The sequence below is a fragment of the Mycobacterium sp. SP-6446 genome, from assembly GCF_001954045.1.
In the GTDB taxonomy this organism is placed as follows: Bacteria; Actinomycetota; Actinomycetes; order Mycobacteriales; family Mycobacteriaceae; genus Mycobacterium.
Map to the genome: position 1 here is coordinate 13,904 of NZ_MBEM01000264.1, position 15,680 is coordinate 29,583.

Here is a 15,680-nt window from a genome sequence, read left to right on the forward strand (position 1 = left end):
GCATGACGGACACTGGGACGGATGGGTGAAGCCGAGAACGATCCCGCGGATCATGGTGCGGCGGCAGCAGATCCACCGCTGACGGTCGAGCGGCTCGCCGACTTGCAGGCCGGCCTGCTGGACGACGACGCCGCCGCCCGGGTACGCGGACAAGTCCGCGCCAACCCGGAGGCTGAGAACGTCCTTCGTGCGCTGAATCAGGTGCGCCGCGATGTCGCCGACGCCGGTGCCGACCCGGCGGGGGCGCCCGACGCTCCCCCGGAGGTCGTCGCCAGGATCACCGCGGCGTTGAGGGCGGCCGACCCACGCGGCGCCCCCGCGGCACACTCCGCCCGGCCTCGACCGCGCCCCGGCCGGGTCGCCGCGGGCGTGGCCGGTTTGTGCGCGGTGCTGGCCGCGATCGGCATCGGCACGGCGGCGCTGATCAACGCGCCCACGCCGATACCGAGCACGGCGGTCACCGCCGAGCACATCACGGTGTCGACGCCACCGATGGTGGTGCCGTTGTCGCAGGACGAGATCCTCGGCCTGCTTGACCGCAGACCCGAGTACGGCCCGCTCACCGACCCGTCTCGTCGCGCGTCCTGCCTGAGCGGGCTGGGCTATCCGGCTTCCACCCAGGTGCTGGGCGCGCGACCGATCGACATCAACGCCCGGCCCGGCGTTCTTCTCGTGCTGCCCGGCGATACGCCCAACAACCTGGCGGTCTTCGCGGTGGCACTGAATTGCAGTGCGGCCGATACCGGCCTGCTGGCCAACACGCAAGTCGCCCGCCCTTAGTGTGATGCCACGTGTTGCGCGCCCCAGCGGGAACAGCAATGCCTACGCTGGCGTTCGACACAACGACGCCCTGTATCCCGAAAGGCCCGCATGACCGCCGCCCCGTCCGCTCCTGACCCCATCCACGACGTGATTGTCATCGGTTCCGGTCCCGCCGGGTATACCGCGGCCCTGTATGCCGCCCGCGCGCAGCTGGCACCACTGGTCTTCGAGGGGACCTCGTTCGGCGGCGCGTTGATGACCACCACCGACGTGGAGAACTATCCCGGGTTCCGCGACGGGATCACCGGCCCGGAATTGATGGACGAGATGCGCGAGCAGGCGCTGCGCTTCGGCGCGGACCTGCGGATGGAGGACGTCGAGTCGGTGTCGCTGGAGGGGCCGGTCAAGTCGGTCGTCACGGCGGAGGGGGAAACCCACCGCGCCCGGGCCGTCATTCTGGCGATGGGCGCCGCGGCGCGCTACCTACAGGTGCCCGGCGAGCAGGAGTTGCTGGGCCGCGGGGTGAGTTCCTGTGCCACCTGCGACGGCTTCTTCTTCCGAGACCAGCACATCGCCGTCATCGGTGGCGGCGACTCGGCGATGGAGGAAGCCCTCTTTCTCACCCGGTTCGCCACCAGCGTGACGCTTGTGCACCGCCGCGACGAGTTCCGGGCATCGAAAATCATGCTGAACCGCGCCCGCAACAACGACAAGATCAAGTTCGTCACCAATCACACCGTCGCGGCGGTGGAGGGCGACACCACGGTGACCGGATTGCGGCTGCGCCACACCGTAAGTGGTGAAGAAACCACGCTCCCGGTGACCGGCGTCTTCGTCGCGATCGGCCACGAGCCCCGTTCGGGGTTGGTGCGCGACGTCGTCGACGTCGACCCCGACGGGTACGTGCTCGTCAAGGGGCGCACCACCAGCACGTCACTGGAGGGTGTGTTCGCGGCCGGTGACCTGGTGGACCGCACGTATCGGCAGGCGGTCACCGCCGCCGGTAGCGGTTGCGCCGCGGCGATCGATGCCGAGCGGTGGCTGGCCGAGCACGAAGGGTCAGATGCGGCCGGCGAGACACAGCAGCTGACCGTAGGAACACATTGATGGGAGCATCACGATGACCGAAAACGCCGGCGGCACAATAGAAGTCTCTGACTCGTCCTTCTCCACCGAAGTGTTGTCCAGCAATAAGCCTGTGCTGGTTGACTTTTGGGCAACTTGGTGCGGACCGTGCAAGATGGTCGCGCCCGTCCTCGAAGAGATTGCGGCCGAGCGCGCCGAACACATCACCGTCGCCAAGCTCGACGTCGACGCGAACCCGGAAACGGCTCGCGACTTCCAAGTGGTGTCCATCCCTACGATGATCCTGTTCAAGGACGGTCAGCCGGTCAAACGTATCGTCGGCGCTAAGGGCAAGGCCGCCTTGCTGCGTGAGCTTTCCGACGCGGTTCCCAACCTCGCCTGAACCCCTATCCATCTCGCGGCACGAGGCCGCCGCTCAGCCTGGGGTTTTCCGGAAATCGAGAAGGATCTGCGACAATACCGGTTAGCTCTAACCCGTATTTCCAGCCTGTCAGTCCGTCCCGGAGGGCCCTTGGTATGCCGAGTCCGCGCCGCGAAAACGGCGACGCGCTGCGCTGTGGTGACCGCAGCGCTGCTGTGACCGAAATCCGGGCGGCGCTGGCTGCGCTGAACCTGCTGGACAACTCCGAGGAAGACCTGACCACCGGCAGGCATGTGGCCCTCGAACTGTTCGATTCCGAGCTCGACCAGGCCGTACGTGCCTTCCAGCAGCACCGCGGACTGCTGGTGGACGGCATTGTCGGCGAGGCCACCTATCGGGCGTTGAAAGAGGCGTCCTACCGGCTCGGCGCGCGGACGCTGTACCACCAATTCGGCGCCCCCCTCTACGGGGACGATGTCGCGACCCTGCAGGCTCGGCTACAGGACCTCGGCTTCTATACCGGCCTGGTCGACGGCTACTTCGGTTTGCAGACGCACAACGCGTTGATGTCGTACCAACGCGAGTACGGGCTCGCCGCCGACGGCATCTGCGGTCCGGAAACGTTACGCTCCTTGTACTTTCTAAGTTCCCGGGTCAGCGGCGGCTCGCCCCACGCGATTCGCGAGGAAGAGCTGGTGCGCCGATCGGGACCCAAACTCTCGGGCAAGCGCATCATCATCGATCCGGGCCGCGGCGGCGCGGATCACGGCCTGATCTGCCATGGTCCGAACGGGCCTATCAGCGAAGCAGATGTGTTGTGGGACTTGGCAAGCCGGCTTGAGGGCCGGATGACCGCCATCGGCATGGAGACCTTCCTGTCCCGGCCGACCAATCGCAGCCCGTCGGATGCCGAACGTGCCGCGACGGCCAACAGCGTCGGCGCGGACCTGATGATCAGCCTGCGCTGCGAGGCCCAGCGCAGCCCTTCCGCCAACGGCGTCGCGTCGTTTCATTTCGGCAACTCGCATGGCTCTGTCTCGACCATCGGCCGCAATCTCGCCGACTTCATTCAGCGAGAAGTGGTGGCCCGCACCGGTTTACGGGATTGCCGCACACATGGCCGGACATGGGATCTGCTCCGGCTGACCCGGATGCCGACCGTTCAGGTCGACGTCGGCTACATCACCAATCCACGAGACCGGGACATGCTGGTCTCGACGCACACTCGCGACGCGATCGCCGAAGGTATCCTCGCCGCGGTCAAGCGGCTGTATCTGCTGGGCAAGAACGATAGGCCCACCGGCACATTCACCTTCGCCGAGCTGCTGGCTCACGAATTGTCGGTGGAACGCACGACCCGGCTCGGCGGTTCCTAACCGTTCCGGGACGCCCGCTACGTATTCGTAGCCGTCGACCCGGCCCCGACCGGCTGCTCCAGCTGCGCATTCGCCAGCAGGCGCTCCAGCGCCGCCTCCACCTCGGCCTTCCAACCCAGGCCCTTGTCGAGCTCGAGCCGCAACCGGGGGAAGTACGTATGTGGTGCGACCACAACGAAACCCACGTCTTTCAAGAACTCCGCGTCGATGATGCAGTGCTCGACGGTGCAGTCACCGAGGGCTTCCAGCACTGGACGCACACCGGGATCGACCGTGCGCGGGTCCTGTAACTCCGATGCCGCCGGAGTGCGGCCAAAAGCTTCCAGCGCCCGTACTCCGCGGCGCACCAGCTCGTCGATGACGCGGGCCAACAGGCTGTGCGGCAGGTCGTTTGCGGCCTGCCCGGGTTCGATCCCCATGGACGTCAGCAACACCGCGTCCGCCGATACCGGAGCGGTGGGAAACCGCTGTGCCCGCGGAACCGCTCGCGGCGGTGCGTAGAGGACATAGCCGAGGCATGGCGGCTCGGCGTGGCTGCGTTCGTCGGGGACCGCCGTCGCGACCTGACCGCACGAGCCCCACTCCAGCATCACCATCGACAACCAGGCTTCCTTTTCGAATTCCGGATCGGCGAGGTGGTCCTGGTTACCGAGAGTGGCGGGGTCGACCTCCCAGAAGACGCAGCGGCGCGCATGCTTCGGAAGATGCTCGAAGGCTTCGAGCCGCAGCGGTGTGATTCGAGCAGACACTAGCCTCCTGGCTACCGTGCGTACCGCAAGCCCGGATATCCCCAGGCTGACATGCACCGGCAACCCCTCCAGGATAGGAGAGTTTGCCGTCGCGGGGCCAGTGTTCGCGCAGCCTCGTGACTGGCGCCGCCGTGGGCGCCGCCCAGCGGGGTGCGTCGGTCCGCTGAATTCCGAAATTCGTTGTGGCCCAGTGGTTCTCCCGCACAGCGCCGGGCCCGCGGCGGCTGGATTCGCGCCGGAAACCCGGCCAGTGTCACAGTGACGTAATTACACCGTATGGCTGATCATGGGCTGGGCGGGGTCATCACGCCGATGATCCGCTGCAGGTCTTCCACCGAGGCGAACTCTACGACGATCCGCCCCTTGCGTTTGCCAAGGCTGACCGTCACGCGCGTATCGAAGGTATTCGACAGCCGGTCAGCAACGTCCTGCAGGCCGGGCATCTGAATGGGTTTGCGCCGCGGGGGCGCGGGCTTATGCCCCTCCCCGCGATTGGCCAGCGTGACCGCTTCCTCGGTGGCGCGCACCGACAGACCCTCCGCGACGATCCGGCTGGCCAGCTCTTCCTGCGCCTCGGGGCCGGCCTCGAGAGACAGCAGCGCCCGGGCATGGCCGGCGGACAGCACCCCGGCCGCCACGCGCCGCTGGACCGCGATCGGCAGTTTGAGCAAGCGGATCATGTTGGTGATCAGCGGCCGCGATCGGCCGATGCGGGTCGCCAGTTCGTCGTGGGTGACATCGAACTCGTCGAGCAGCTGTTGGTAGGCCGCCGCCTCTTCCAAGGGGTTCAGCTGCACCCGATGGATGTTCTCCAGCAAGGCATCGCGCAGCAGGGTGTCATCCGCGGTCTCGCGCACGATGGCCGGGATGGTGGCCAGGCCCGCCTCCTGGGCCGCCCGCCAGCGCCGCTCCCCCATCACGATCTGGTAGCGCGCGCCGCTCGTCGCCCCGGGCACCGCCCGCACGACGATGGGCTGCAAGAGTCCGAACTCACGGATGGAGTGCACGAGTTCGGACAGCGCCTCCTCGTCGAAGACCTGCCGTGGCTGGCGTGGATTGGCCTCGATGTCGGCCGGCGCGATCTCGCGATACACCGCCCCCACTCCGGCGGCGTCCGGCGCCGGTCCGCCGATCAACACGTCGGCGGCCGCATCCCCCATCCGTGGGCCGAGCGTCGCGGGGCCCGAGTCGCCTTCGGCCGGACCGGTGGGAATCAGCGAAGCCAGGCCTCGGCCAAGGCCGCCCTTCCTGCGTAACGGCTGCGTCATGATCGTCCCTTCGCCGATGGTTGTCAGTCGCGTAGCGCGAGTTCGCGACTCGCGTCGAGATAGCTCATCGCCCCGCGCGAGCCGGGGTCGTAGTCGATGATCGTCATGCTGTAGCCGGGCGCCTCCGAGACCTTGACGCTGCGCGGGATCACCGTGCGCAGCACCTTGCTTCCGAAGTACCGGCGCACCTCCTCGGCCACCTGGTCGGCGAGCTTGGTCCGCCCGTCGTACATCGTGAGGATCACGGTGGTCACGTCGAGTCGGGGATTCAAATGGGCCTTCACCATCTCGATGTTGCGCATCAGCTGTGACACACCCTCGAGCGCGTAGTACTCGCACTGAATCGGGATCATCACCTCTGGCGCAGCGACGAGCGCGTTGATGGTCAACAACCCCAGCGATGGCGGGCAGTCGACAAAGACGTAGTCGAAGTCGAACTGGTCGAGCGCGGCCAAAGCGTTACGCAATCGGTTCTCGCGCGCAACCATGCTCACCAATTCAATCTCGGCACCGGCCAGGTCGATCGTGGACGGGACGCAGAACAGGCGCTCGCTGTGCGGGCTGCGGCGCAGCGCGTCGTGCAGGGAGACCTCGCCGAGGAGGACTTCGTACGACGACGGCGTGCCGGCCTGCCGGTCGGTGATTCCGAGCGCCGTGCTCGCATTGCCCTGCGGGTCGAGGTCGATGACAAGTGTCTTGAGCCCCTGCACGGCGAGCGCGGCGGCAAGGTTCACCGCCGTGGTGGTTTTACCGACGCCGCCCTTTTGGTTCGCGACGGTGAAGACCCGCCGGTGATCCGGCCGGCGCAACGGTGGGTAAGTGGTGTGGAGGACCCGCATGGCACGCTCGGCGGCGGCGCCGATCGGGGTGTCGTATTCCTCCGATGTTTCACGTGAAACATGCGGCACCGCGTCCGCCGGGTCGTCGTACTCGGGGGCGCTCGCCTGCCCGGGTGCCACATCCGCCGGGGGCGGGGGCGCGGGCCAGTCTCGCGGAGAACTCATCGATGTCCCCTGTTCCCCATTCGTGCCGACCCCTGCCGCGGCTGGCTTGCGCGTCGCGCCAAGACCACGGTTGCGGGCGGACGCAAATAGTTCGCGCCACATGTGACCACCCTGGCATCAACGGCGCCCGACGCCGCCATCACACGCCGGTGCGCCCGGAGTTCGTCCCGGGCGCGCTCACCCTTGATGGCCACCATCCGGCCGCCCGGCCGTAGCAACGGCATACTCCACTTCGTCAACTTGTCCAGAGCTGCAACCGCTCGCGACACAGCCGCGTCCCTCCCCCCGTACCGTTCCCGCACCCAAGGTTCCTCGGCCCGGCCGCGCACCACCTCGACGGCCAACCCTAGTTCGGCCACCGCCTCATTGAGAAACTCGCTCCGCCGCAGCAGCGGTTCGAGAAGTACGACCTGAAGGTCGGGTCGCGCAATCGCCAACGGGATCCCCGGCAGCCCGGCACCGCTACCGATGTCTACGACGCGCTCTCCCGGATCCAGGAGTTCTCCGACGGCCACACTGTTCAGCAGATGGCGGTCCCACACCCGGTCGACCTCGCGTGGCCCGAGGAGGCCGCGTTCCACCCCTGCGGACGCCAACAGTTCGGCGTACCTCTGCGCAATAGATATATGTGGCCCGAAGATCGCGGCGGCCAGGTCCGGCGTCGGTGTCGATTCGCCAGGGGTCGTCGGCGCGGCAGGATCGAGCATCCGCTCGCAACGGCCGACATGTTTCACGTGAAACATCCCTCTGGTCTTCGTGCCGCCGCGGCCCAAGATGCCGCGGCGAACTACACCGCTGTAACTCCTAGTCGAGCAGCACCACGACGCGGCGCGACGGCTCCGCGCCCTCGCTCTCGCTGTGCACCCCGGGGACCGCCGCGACGGCGTCGTGGACGATCTTCCGCTCGAACGGCGTCATCGGTGCGAGCTCCTCGCGCTCGCCGCTGTCCAGCACGCGCCGCGCGACCTTGTCGCCCAGCGCGGCCAGCTCCTCGCGGCGGCGGCGGCGCCAGCTCGCGATGTCGAGCATGAGTCGGCTCCGCACACCGGTTTTCTGGTGCACCGCCAGCCGGGTGAGCTCCTGCAGGGCGTCGAGCACCTCGCCGGTGCGGCCCACCAACTTGTTTAGGTCGTCGCTCCCGTCGATGCTCACCACCGCGCGGTTGCCCTCGACGTCCAGATCGATGTCGCCGTCGAAGTCCAATAGGTCCAGCAGCTCCTCGAGGTAGTCGCCGGCGATCTCCCCCTCGGCGACCAACCGCTCCTCCAAGTCGTCGCCTTCGTCGGCGGCCCCTTCCGCCGGCGCCCCGTTCTCGTTGACGTCCTCGACCGACGGTTCGACGTCAACGTCGGGCTCGGTGATGTGTGCGTCCGTCATGCCTTTCTCTCCCTCATCCACGGGTCCCGTTAATGGCTCGCCTGTCCGAGCGGTCCCCTCGCGTGTGGCACCCTGGTCAGCGTTTGCGTTTCTTTGGTCGCGCTCCCGGCCGCGGGGTGCGGTTGCCTGGAGCGTTGTTGCGTGCGGCGGGCTTGGGCTTGTCCGCCTGTTCCGTTGTCGCGGTTTGCCGATCTTCGGAGCCGTCAGCGTCCGCCTTCGGCGCGGCCGGTTCCGCGTCGTCATCGCCGACCGTCGCCGAGCCGTTACCCGTCGCCGGGGTCGGCTTCGGATTGCGCTTGGGCTTGGCTCCCGGCGCTGGCGCGTTGGCTGCTCGGCGCTTGATGACTTCCTGCTTCTTGGCCTCGTCCTCTTTCTCGATCATGCCGAACACGTAGTGCTGCTGGCCGAAGGTCCAGATGTTGTTCGAGAACCAATACAGGATGATCGCGAGCGGAAGGAACGGCCCACCGACGACCACGCCGAGCGGAAACACATACAGCGCAAGCTTGTTCATCATCGCGGTCTGCGGGTTGGCCGCCGCCTCGGGGCTCTGGCGCGCGATGGATGCCCGGCTGTTGAAGTAGGTTGCGATGCCGGCGAGGATCATCACCGGGACGCCGACGGCCACCACCGCGGGACGACTGAAATCGGTGAAGGCCTCCATACCGGTGCGCTGTGTCATGGACGCACCGATCGGCGCACCAAACAGGTTGGCGTCCAGGAAGTGCTGCACCTCGAGCGGGCTGAACATGTAGTTGCCGGTAAGCCGGTTCTGGATCACCGACAGGTGCGGCTGACCGAATCCACCCTGAGTTCGGTTGAACGACCGCAGCACGTGATACAGCCCCAGGAACACGGGGATCTGCGCCAGCATCGGCAAGCAGCCCAGGATCGGATTGAAGCCGTGCTCGCGCTGCAGCTTCTGCATCTCGAGCGCCATCCGCTGACGGTCCTTGCCGTACTTCTTTTGCAGCGCCTTGATCTGTGGTTGCAGCTCCTGCATCTGCCGGGTGGTGCGGATCTGACGCACGAACGGCTTGTACAGCAAGGCTCGCAGGGTGAACACCAAGAACATCACCGCCAGGGCCCAGGCGAAGAAATTCGACGGACCCAGCAGCGCCGCGAACAACTTGTACCAAACCCACATGATCCACGACACCGGGTAGTAGATGATGTCGAGGCTGAAAAAATCAAACAAAAGATTCGCTCTCCCCTCGCGCCCCTGGCGCATCCCAGACGTCGCTGGCGTCATCGAAGTTCGCCCGGCATCCGCGGCGCTCCGGTATCGGGTCCCATCCTCCCTGATGCCATGGCCCGCACTTGGCGAGCCTGACCGCCGCCAACCAGCTGCCGCGAATCAAGCCGTACTCGGTGAGTGCATCGACCGCGTACTGGCTACACGTCGGAACGAAACGACAAGTCGGCGGTCGCAGCGGCGAAACCATGTGCCGGTACAGCTGGATGAGAAAGATCAACCCCCGCGCGGCGGCCCTGCCCGAACCGCCGACTACCGCGCGCGCCCGCGCCGTCCGATTCACCGGCGCGTCCCCGCCAGCTCACAACCGCGTCGCAGAGCGCTTCGCAGCTGCTGCTTCAGCCGCGCCGACGACGCGTGCCGACTACTCGGCAGCGCCCGGACCACCACCAGATCGGATTGATCGAGATCGCCCAGCAGGCTTCGGGCGGCATGGCGCAACCGGCGGGCGACGCGGTGGCGGTCCACCGCCGACCCCACCGCCTTGCCGATGATCAGCCCCAGCCGCGGGCCACTATTGCTGTCGGTGCGCCGGAGGTAGACGACGACATCGGACTGCACCAGACGCGCCCCGCATTTGACGGTCGCGTCGAACTCCGTCGACCGCCTCATACGGTTGCGTGCGGGAAGCACCGCCAAAACCTGACGTTGCGATCAGGCAGACAGCGCGCGGCGGCCCTTACGGCGCCGGTTGGACACGATCGAACGCCCCGCACGGGTCCGCATTCGCAAGCGGAAGCCATGCACGCGGGCTCGGCGCCGGTTGTTCGGCTGGAAGGTCCGCTTGCCCTTGGCCACGGCGTTCTCCTCGTTGTGTCTCGCTCAAAGCTTTCCCAGCCATCCGACCGCTCACGATTCGCAACCGCGGGAGTTCGTGTGTCGGTCGAAGCTGGTCTCGCTACTGGCCGGCGCGGTCCCCAGGCAGGTTCGCCTAGGTCGCAGCCGTATCGCCGACTTTCGGGCGACTGTTTGAGGGTACTGATGCGCCTTCGCTGGGTCAAACTTGGCCTGCCCCAACGGACCCACACCCAACCCGCATGAAAACATTCGTTCTCGGCGACCCGGTCCCGACCAAAACCGCACCGGATCGAAGCACGCCCCAAAGAACTTTAAATAACCCGATTGGAATGCAGCAGAACGGTTGGCAGCCGCACGGAAAACTGTTAGCTTCGGGCATGCCGTTTCAGCGTGAGACGGCGCTCGACAACGAAGCGAGGATGGCGGATCAACTAGCTGCCTAGGCGACCTGCGTGGGGTTGCCACCAGCATGGAGATCGCGGGCCGTCGCCGGAAGGCTGTGGCTCGTTTACGCTCATCCTGTCCACACCTGTGTATAACTATGTGGACAGCTGCTTTGTCGCCAAGCTGGCAGTTCCTCGACGTCGGACCAGGGAGATACGTCGTTGACCGATGACCCCGGTTCAACTTTCACGACAGTGTGGAACGCGGTCGTCTCTGAACTCAACGGCGAATCCACCGCCGACGGCGGCGCCGCCAATCGCACGACGCTTGTTGCCCCCTTGACCCCTCAGCAAAGGGCGTGGCTGAATCTGGTCCAACCACTGACCATCGTCGAGGGGTTTGCTCTGCTGTCGGTGCCGAGCAGTTTCGTCCAGAACGAGATCGAACGTCATCTGCGCGAACCCATCACCGACGCCCTGAGTCGCCGGCTCGGCCAGCAAGTCCAACTCGGGGTGCGCATCGCCCCGCCAGCGGAAGACGGCGACGACACCGTCCTCTCTCAAACCGACATCTTCGTCGACGACGCCGACCTCGAAACGTCAACTGACATCGACGAGGCTGACGAAAACGGTGAAGCCGTCATCGACGACGAACAGGGTTGGCCCAACTACTTCACCGAGCGTCCCCACATCATCGACCCGGCCATCGCAGGCGGAACCAGCCTCAACCGCCGGTACACGTTCGACACCTTCGTCATCGGTGCGTCCAACCGCTTCGCGCACGCGGCCGCGCTCGCGATCGCCGAAGCCCCGGCCCGCGCGTACAACCCACTGTTCATCTGGGGCGAATCCGGCCTCGGCAAGACACATCTGCTGCACGCGGCCGGCAATTACGCCCAGCGGTTGTTCCCGGGTATGCGGGTCAAGTACGTCTCCACCGAGGAATTCACCAACGACTTCATCAACTCGCTTCGCGACGACCGCAAGGTCGCGTTCAAGCGCAGCTATCGCGACGTCGACGTGCTGCTCGTCGATGACATCCAGTTCATCGAGGGCAAGGAAGGTATCCAGGAGGAGTTCTTCCACACCTTCAACACGCTGCACAACGCCAACAAGCAGATCGTCATCTCCTCCGACCGACCACCCAAACAACTCGCCACCCTCGAAGACCGGCTGAGGACCCGGTTCGAGTGGGGCCTGATCACCGACGTGCAGCCCCCGGAGCTGGAAACCCGCATCGCAATCCTGCGCAAAAAAGCCCAGATGGAACGCCTCGCGGTGCCCGACGACGTGCTCGAGCTCATCGCCAGCAGCATCGAACGCAACATCCGCGAACTGGAAGGCGCCCTGATCCGGGTGACGGCATTCGCGTCGCTGAACAAGACTCCGATCGACAAGTCACTGGCCGAGATCGTCCTTCGCGACTTGATCGCCGACGCGAGCACCATGCAAATCAGCGCGGCGACCATCATGGCCGCCACCGCCGAATACTTCGACACCACCGTCGAGGAGCTCCGCGGCCCGGGCAAGACCCGAGCGCTGGCTCAATCACGACAAATCGCGATGTATCTATGCCGCGAACTCACCGACCTCTCGTTGCCCAAGATCGGCCAGGCATTCGGCCGCGATCACACCACCGTGATGTATGCCCAGCGAAAGATCTTGTCCGAGATGGCCGAGCGACGCGAGGTGTTCGATCACGTCAAGGAACTCACCACGCGCATCCGTCAGCGGTCCAAGCGCTGATTCCGGCCGCTTCCGGCATCTTTTTTCAAAAAACTTCTCGCACCCCTGTAACACCAGCCACACCCAGGAGTTGTGCGCAGCGCTGTGTACAAACCCGTCAAAGACCGGTAGACCGATGGGGTCTCGGTGCACACCCGTCGTTCATCCCCACCGGCCCAACACACGCCACACAGTTGTCAACGCTGTCATCCACACCCCGGCTCTCGTCCTAGCTGCCTGAAGACCAGGCTGTCCCCAGAATCCACACCCCTTATTACTGTTACTGAGTTATCTCCGTTGTTTCTTCTTTGAAGTACAGCGCTGGGGAGGCTTCGTTACGCTGGGCTCGCAAGGCTCGCGGTGACCGGGCTTGTCGGGCTTTGCGATTAGCTTTCAAGATGGCCTCCGAAGATCTACGGTTGTTCTTCGACTGCTAGCGACGGGCGGCTAGCCAACCTTGGTTTCGAACACTCGGCAGGTGAAGGGACGCTATGGACGCGGCGACGACAACAGCTGGCCTCACCGATCTGAAGTTTCGTGTGGTGCGAGAGTCTTTCGCCGACGCGGTGTCATGGGTGGCGAAGAACCTGCCGACAAGACCTGCCGTGCCGGTACTTTCGGGCGTGTTGTTGACCGGCTCGGATGAGGGCCTGACAATCTCGGGATTCGACTACGAAGTGTCCGCCGAGGCGCAGGTTGCAGCCGAAATAGCTTCTCCTGGAAGCGTTTTGGTGTCTGGGCGGTTGCTGTCTGACATTACCCGGGCGTTGCCGGACAAACCGGTGGACTTCTACGTGGACGGTAATCGCGTCGCGTTGACATGCGGAAATGCCAGGTTTTCGCTGCCGACGATGGCGGTTGAGGATTACCCGACGCTGCCCGCGCTGCCGGACGATACCGGGAGCCTGCCGTCGGAGCTGTTCGCCGAGGCGATCGGTCAGGTTGCCATCGCCGCCGGCCGGGATGACACGCTGCCCATGCTGACGGGGATTCGGGTCGAGATCTCGGGTGAAACTGTAGTTTTGGCCGCGACCGACAGGTTCCGGCTGGCGGTTCGCGAGCTGACGTGGACGGCGTTGTCGCCCGATGTCGAGGCCGCGGTGCTGGTCCCGGCGAGAACGTTGTCCGAGGCCGCCAAAGCCGGCATCGACGGCTCGGACGTTCGCTTGTCGTTGGGTGCCGGGTCGGGCGTCGGAAAAGACGGACTGCTGGGTATCAGCGGTAACGGCAAGCGCAGCACCACCCGCCTGCTGGACGCGGAGTTCCCAAAGTTTCGTCAGCTGTTACCGGCCGAGCACACGGCGGTCGCCACCATCAACGTGGCCGAGCTAACCGAAGCGATCAAGCTGGTCGCGCTGGTCGCTGACCGGGGCGCGCAGGTGCGCATGGAATTCGCCGACGGCATGCTGCGACTTTCCGCGGGCGCCGACGATGTCGGCCGGGCAGAAGAAGACCTCGCCGTCGACTTCGCCGGGGAGCCGTTGACGATTGCGTTCAACCCGACCTACCTGACGGATGGGCTCGGGTCGGTCCATGCCGACCGGGTGTCGTTCGGTTTCACGACGCCAGGCAAGCCGGCGTTGTTGCGGCCGGCGTTCGATGACGACAGCCATCCGACGGGCAACGGTCCCTTCCCCGCCTTGCCGACGGATTACGTGTACCTGTTGATGCCAGTGCGGCTGCCCGGGTAGGTGTACATCCGGCATTTGGGACTGCGTGATTTCCGGTCCTGGGCGCAGGCCGACCTCGAATTGGAACCGGGCCGGACGGTGTTCGTCGGACCCAATGGGTTCGGAAAGACGAATCTCATTGAGGCGCTGTGGTATTCAAGTACGTTGGGTTCGCACCGGGTGGGTACCGACGCGCCGTTGATCCGGGCGGGCAATACGCGCGCGATAGTTTCGACCATCGTCGTCAACGAGGGCCGGGAATGCGCGGTCGATCTGGAAATCGCGGCGGGGCGGGCCAACAAGGCCAGGCTGAACCGCTCCCCCGTGCGCAGCACACGCGAGGTGGTCGGGGTATTGCGGGCGGTGCTTTTCGCCCCGGAAGACCTGGCGTTGGTCCGCGGCGATCCGGCGGACCGCCGGCGCTACCTCGATGATCTGGCGACGGTGCGCCGCCCGGCGATCGCCGCCGTGCGGGCGGACTACGACAAAGTGTTGCGCCAGCGCACGGCGCTGTTGAAGTCGTTGTCCGGCGCACGACATCGCGGGGGCGCGGTGGACACTCTCGATGTGTGGGACGGCCGCTTGGCCGAGCACGGCGCGGAACTGATGGCCGCCCGCATCGAGCTGGTCAATCAGTTGGCGCCCGAGGTGGAAAAGGCCTACCAGTTACTGGCGCCGGGATCGCGGCAAGCCTCGATCGGCTACCGCGCGAGCATGGATGGCGGGGGCGACGAGGGTGCCGACCGCGAGTTCCTGGAAGCCGCGTTGTTGGCTGCGCTGGCGGCACGCCGCGACGCGGAGTTGGAACGCGGAATGTGTCTTGTCGGCCCACATCGCGACGACATGGAGTTGCGACTCGGCGACCAGCCCGCAAAAGGCTTTGCCAGCCACGGGGAGTCGTGGTCGTTCGCCGTTGCGCTGCGCTTGGCGGCCTACGAGTTGCTGCGGGCCGACGGGAGCGAACCGGTGTTGTTGCTCGACGACGTGTTCGCCGAACTCGATGCGACGCGGCGCCGCGCCTTGGCTTCGGTGGCCGAAGCGGCAGAACAAGTATTGGTAACCGCGGCGGTCCTCGAAGATATACCGGCCGAGTGGGACGCTAAGCGGGTGCACATCGATCTGCGCGATGAGGACGGCGGGCGCGTTTCGGTGGTGCAAGGATGACCGGCCCCGGCGGCGGATCGACTCCCGACCGCGGCACACCGCCCGGCGAACTGACCGGCATCGACCTGGTGCGACGAACCCTCGAGGAAGCCCGCGCGGCCGCCCGTGCGCAGGGAAAAGACGCCGGCCGCGGGCGCGGCGCGCTGCCTCCGCCGCGCCGCGTCGCGGGACAGCGGCGAAGCTGGTCGGGCCCCGGGCCCGACGCGCGTGACCCCCAACCGTTGGGCAGGCTGGCGCGCGATCTGGCCAAAAAGAGGGGCTGGTCGACCCACGTCGCCGAGGGCACGGTGCTTGGCCACTGGTCGTCGGTGGTGGGACACCAGATCGCCGACCACGCAACCCCGACCACCCTGAACGACGGGGTGCTCAGCGTGGCGGCGGAATCGACCGCCTGGGCGACCCAATTGCGGATGATCCAGGCGCAGATCCTGGCCAAGATCGCCGCCGCGGTTGGCAACGGCGTAGTGACATCGCTGAAAATCACGGGGCCGGCCGCACCCTCGTGGCGGAAGGGCCCGCGGCACATCGCCGGCCGAGGCCCCCGGGACACCTACGGTTGACCGAACGGGCGACCCGCTTCAGCGCCGCCATGACGGCGGAAACCGGCTTGTCAAGCGTCCTGACGCAGCCTTCAGCGAAAAATTCCGCACACGGCGCAGATAGCTGTGCAGAAACACCCTCACAGAATCGGTCCTGGCGCCC

Annotated in this window: 17 protein-coding genes; 8 read left to right on the plus strand and 9 right to left on the minus strand. The window is 66.1% G+C overall.

The features are described 5' to 3' along the window. Positions 1-21 precede the first annotated feature (21 nt). The 4 genes from A5736_RS24350 (at position 22) to A5736_RS24365 (ending at position 3,585) form a co-directional block, all read left to right on the plus strand. Positions 22-780 carry a hypothetical protein gene (locus tag A5736_RS24350; protein WP_076249073.1) on the plus strand — a complete coding sequence of 253 codons (759 nt, stop codon included), beginning with the start codon at positions 22-24 and terminating at the stop codon, positions 778-780. A 90-nt stretch (positions 781-870) separates the two neighbouring features. Next, a complete protein-coding gene (gene trxB, locus A5736_RS24355) occupies positions 871-1,869 on the plus strand; it encodes a thioredoxin-disulfide reductase (protein ID WP_076249074.1) in 999 nt (332 codons plus the stop codon). A 13-nt stretch (positions 1,870-1,882) separates the two neighbouring features. Further along, positions 1,883-2,230, plus strand: a complete 348-nt coding sequence (gene trxA, locus A5736_RS24360; RefSeq protein WP_076249075.1) for a thioredoxin — start codon at positions 1,883-1,885, stop codon at positions 2,228-2,230. Positions 2,231-2,364: 134 nt separating this feature from the next. After that, complete coding sequence (locus A5736_RS24365) at positions 2,365-3,585, plus strand: N-acetylmuramoyl-L-alanine amidase (RefSeq protein WP_076129067.1); 1,221 nt, start codon at positions 2,365-2,367, stop codon at positions 3,583-3,585. 17 nt (positions 3,586-3,602) lie between these two features. Here the strand turns inward: A5736_RS24365 and A5736_RS24370 are convergent, their stop codons facing one another. The 9 genes from A5736_RS24370 to rpmH form a co-directional block, all read right to left on the minus strand. Further along, positions 3,603-4,334 carry an acetyltransferase gene (locus A5736_RS24370; RefSeq protein ID WP_076249076.1) on the minus strand — a complete coding sequence of 244 codons (732 nt, stop codon included), beginning with the start codon at positions 4,332-4,334 and terminating at the stop codon, positions 3,603-3,605. A 284-nt stretch (positions 4,335-4,618) separates the two neighbouring features. Then, positions 4,619-5,602: a ParB/RepB/Spo0J family partition protein gene (locus A5736_RS24375; RefSeq protein WP_076249077.1), complete on the minus strand. Its 984-nt coding sequence runs from the start codon at positions 5,600-5,602 to the stop codon at positions 4,619-4,621. 23 nt (positions 5,603-5,625) lie between these two features. Beyond that, positions 5,626-6,606 (minus strand): ParA family protein, encoded by a 981-nt coding sequence (locus A5736_RS24380; RefSeq protein WP_076249078.1) that lies wholly within the window; start codon positions 6,604-6,606, stop codon positions 5,626-5,628. After that, entirely contained in the window at positions 6,603-7,313 is a 711-nt protein-coding gene (gene rsmG / locus A5736_RS24385; protein ID WP_254848447.1) for a 16S rRNA (guanine(527)-N(7))-methyltransferase RsmG, read from the minus strand. Before rsmG ends, A5736_RS24380 begins: the two co-directional genes overlap by 4 nt. A gap of 97 nt (positions 7,314-7,410) precedes the next feature. Beyond that, positions 7,411-7,983: a R3H domain-containing nucleic acid-binding protein gene (locus tag A5736_RS24390; protein WP_076249079.1), complete on the minus strand. Its 573-nt coding sequence runs from the start codon at positions 7,981-7,983 to the stop codon at positions 7,411-7,413. A 76-nt stretch (positions 7,984-8,059) separates the two neighbouring features. Next, complete coding sequence (gene yidC / locus A5736_RS24395; RefSeq protein ID WP_076129057.1) at positions 8,060-9,214, minus strand: membrane protein insertase YidC; 1,155 nt, start codon at positions 9,212-9,214, stop codon at positions 8,060-8,062. Next, on the minus strand, positions 9,174-9,521 hold the full coding sequence (yidD, locus tag A5736_RS24400; protein ID WP_076129055.1) for a membrane protein insertion efficiency factor YidD: 348 nt from the start codon (positions 9,519-9,521) through the stop codon (positions 9,174-9,176). Before yidD ends, yidC begins: the two co-directional genes overlap by 41 nt. Beyond that, the gene (gene rnpA / locus A5736_RS24405; protein ID WP_076249080.1) at positions 9,518-9,871 is read right to left on the minus strand and encodes a ribonuclease P protein component; all 354 of its coding nucleotides are present in this window, start codon (positions 9,869-9,871) and stop codon (positions 9,518-9,520) included. Before rnpA ends, yidD begins: the two co-directional genes overlap by 4 nt. A gap of 21 nt (positions 9,872-9,892) precedes the next feature. Further along, a complete protein-coding gene (gene rpmH / locus A5736_RS24410; RefSeq protein ID WP_076060026.1) occupies positions 9,893-10,036 on the minus strand; it encodes a 50S ribosomal protein L34 in 144 nt (47 codons plus the stop codon). Positions 10,037-10,641: 605 nt separating this feature from the next. On the opposite strand from rpmH, the gene dnaA reads away from it, so the two are divergent. The 4 genes from dnaA (at position 10,642) to A5736_RS24430 (ending at position 15,538) form a co-directional block, all read left to right on the plus strand. Further along, positions 10,642-12,165: a chromosomal replication initiator protein DnaA gene (dnaA, locus tag A5736_RS24415; protein WP_076249081.1), complete on the plus strand. Its 1,524-nt coding sequence runs from the start codon at positions 10,642-10,644 to the stop codon at positions 12,163-12,165. A gap of 470 nt (positions 12,166-12,635) precedes the next feature. Continuing rightward, positions 12,636-13,835 (plus strand): DNA polymerase III subunit beta, encoded by a 1,200-nt coding sequence (dnaN, locus tag A5736_RS24420; protein ID WP_076129050.1) that lies wholly within the window; start codon positions 12,636-12,638, stop codon positions 13,833-13,835. Further along, positions 13,836-14,978, plus strand: coding sequence for a DNA replication/repair protein RecF (gene recF, locus A5736_RS24425; RefSeq protein ID WP_076249082.1), 1,143 nt, complete (start codon positions 13,836-13,838; stop codon positions 14,976-14,978). It begins immediately after the preceding gene. Continuing rightward, on the plus strand, positions 14,975-15,538 hold the full coding sequence (locus A5736_RS24430) for a DUF721 family protein (RefSeq protein ID WP_076249083.1): 564 nt from the start codon (positions 14,975-14,977) through the stop codon (positions 15,536-15,538). Before recF ends, A5736_RS24430 begins: the two co-directional genes overlap by 4 nt. The last annotated feature ends 142 nt before the right edge of the window (positions 15,539-15,680 follow it).

Bases quoted from the DNA above. Each gene is read 5' to 3' on its own strand.
- A5736_RS24350 (WP_076249073.1), top strand. From the start codon at position 22: ATGGGTGAAGCCGAGAACGATCCCGCGGATCATGGTGCGGCGGCAGCA.
- trxB (WP_076249074.1), top strand. From the start codon at position 871: ATGACCGCCGCCCCGTCCGCTCCTGACCCCATCCACGACGTGATTGTC.
- trxA (WP_076249075.1), top strand. From the start codon at position 1,883: ATGACCGAAAACGCCGGCGGCACAATAGAAGTCTCTGACTCGTCCTTC.
- A5736_RS24365 (WP_076129067.1), top strand. From the start codon at position 2,365: ATGCCGAGTCCGCGCCGCGAAAACGGCGACGCGCTGCGCTGTGGTGAC.
- A5736_RS24375 (WP_076249077.1), bottom strand. From the start codon at position 5,602: ATGACGCAGCCGTTACGCAGGAAGGGCGGCCTTGGCCGAGGCCTGGCT.
- A5736_RS24380 (WP_076249078.1), bottom strand. From the start codon at position 6,606: ATGAGTTCTCCGCGAGACTGGCCCGCGCCCCCGCCCCCGGCGGATGTG.
- rsmG (WP_254848447.1), bottom strand. From the start codon at position 7,313: ATGCTCGATCCTGCCGCGCCGACGACCCCTGGCGAATCGACACCGACG.
- A5736_RS24390 (WP_076249079.1), bottom strand. From the start codon at position 7,983: ATGACGGACGCACACATCACCGAGCCCGACGTTGACGTCGAACCGTCG.
- yidC (WP_076129057.1), bottom strand. From the start codon at position 9,214: ATGCGCCAGGGGCGCGAGGGGAGAGCGAATCTTTTGTTTGATTTTTTC.
- dnaN (WP_076129050.1), top strand. From the start codon at position 12,636: ATGGACGCGGCGACGACAACAGCTGGCCTCACCGATCTGAAGTTTCGT.
- A5736_RS24430 (WP_076249083.1), top strand. From the start codon at position 14,975: ATGACCGGCCCCGGCGGCGGATCGACTCCCGACCGCGGCACACCGCCC.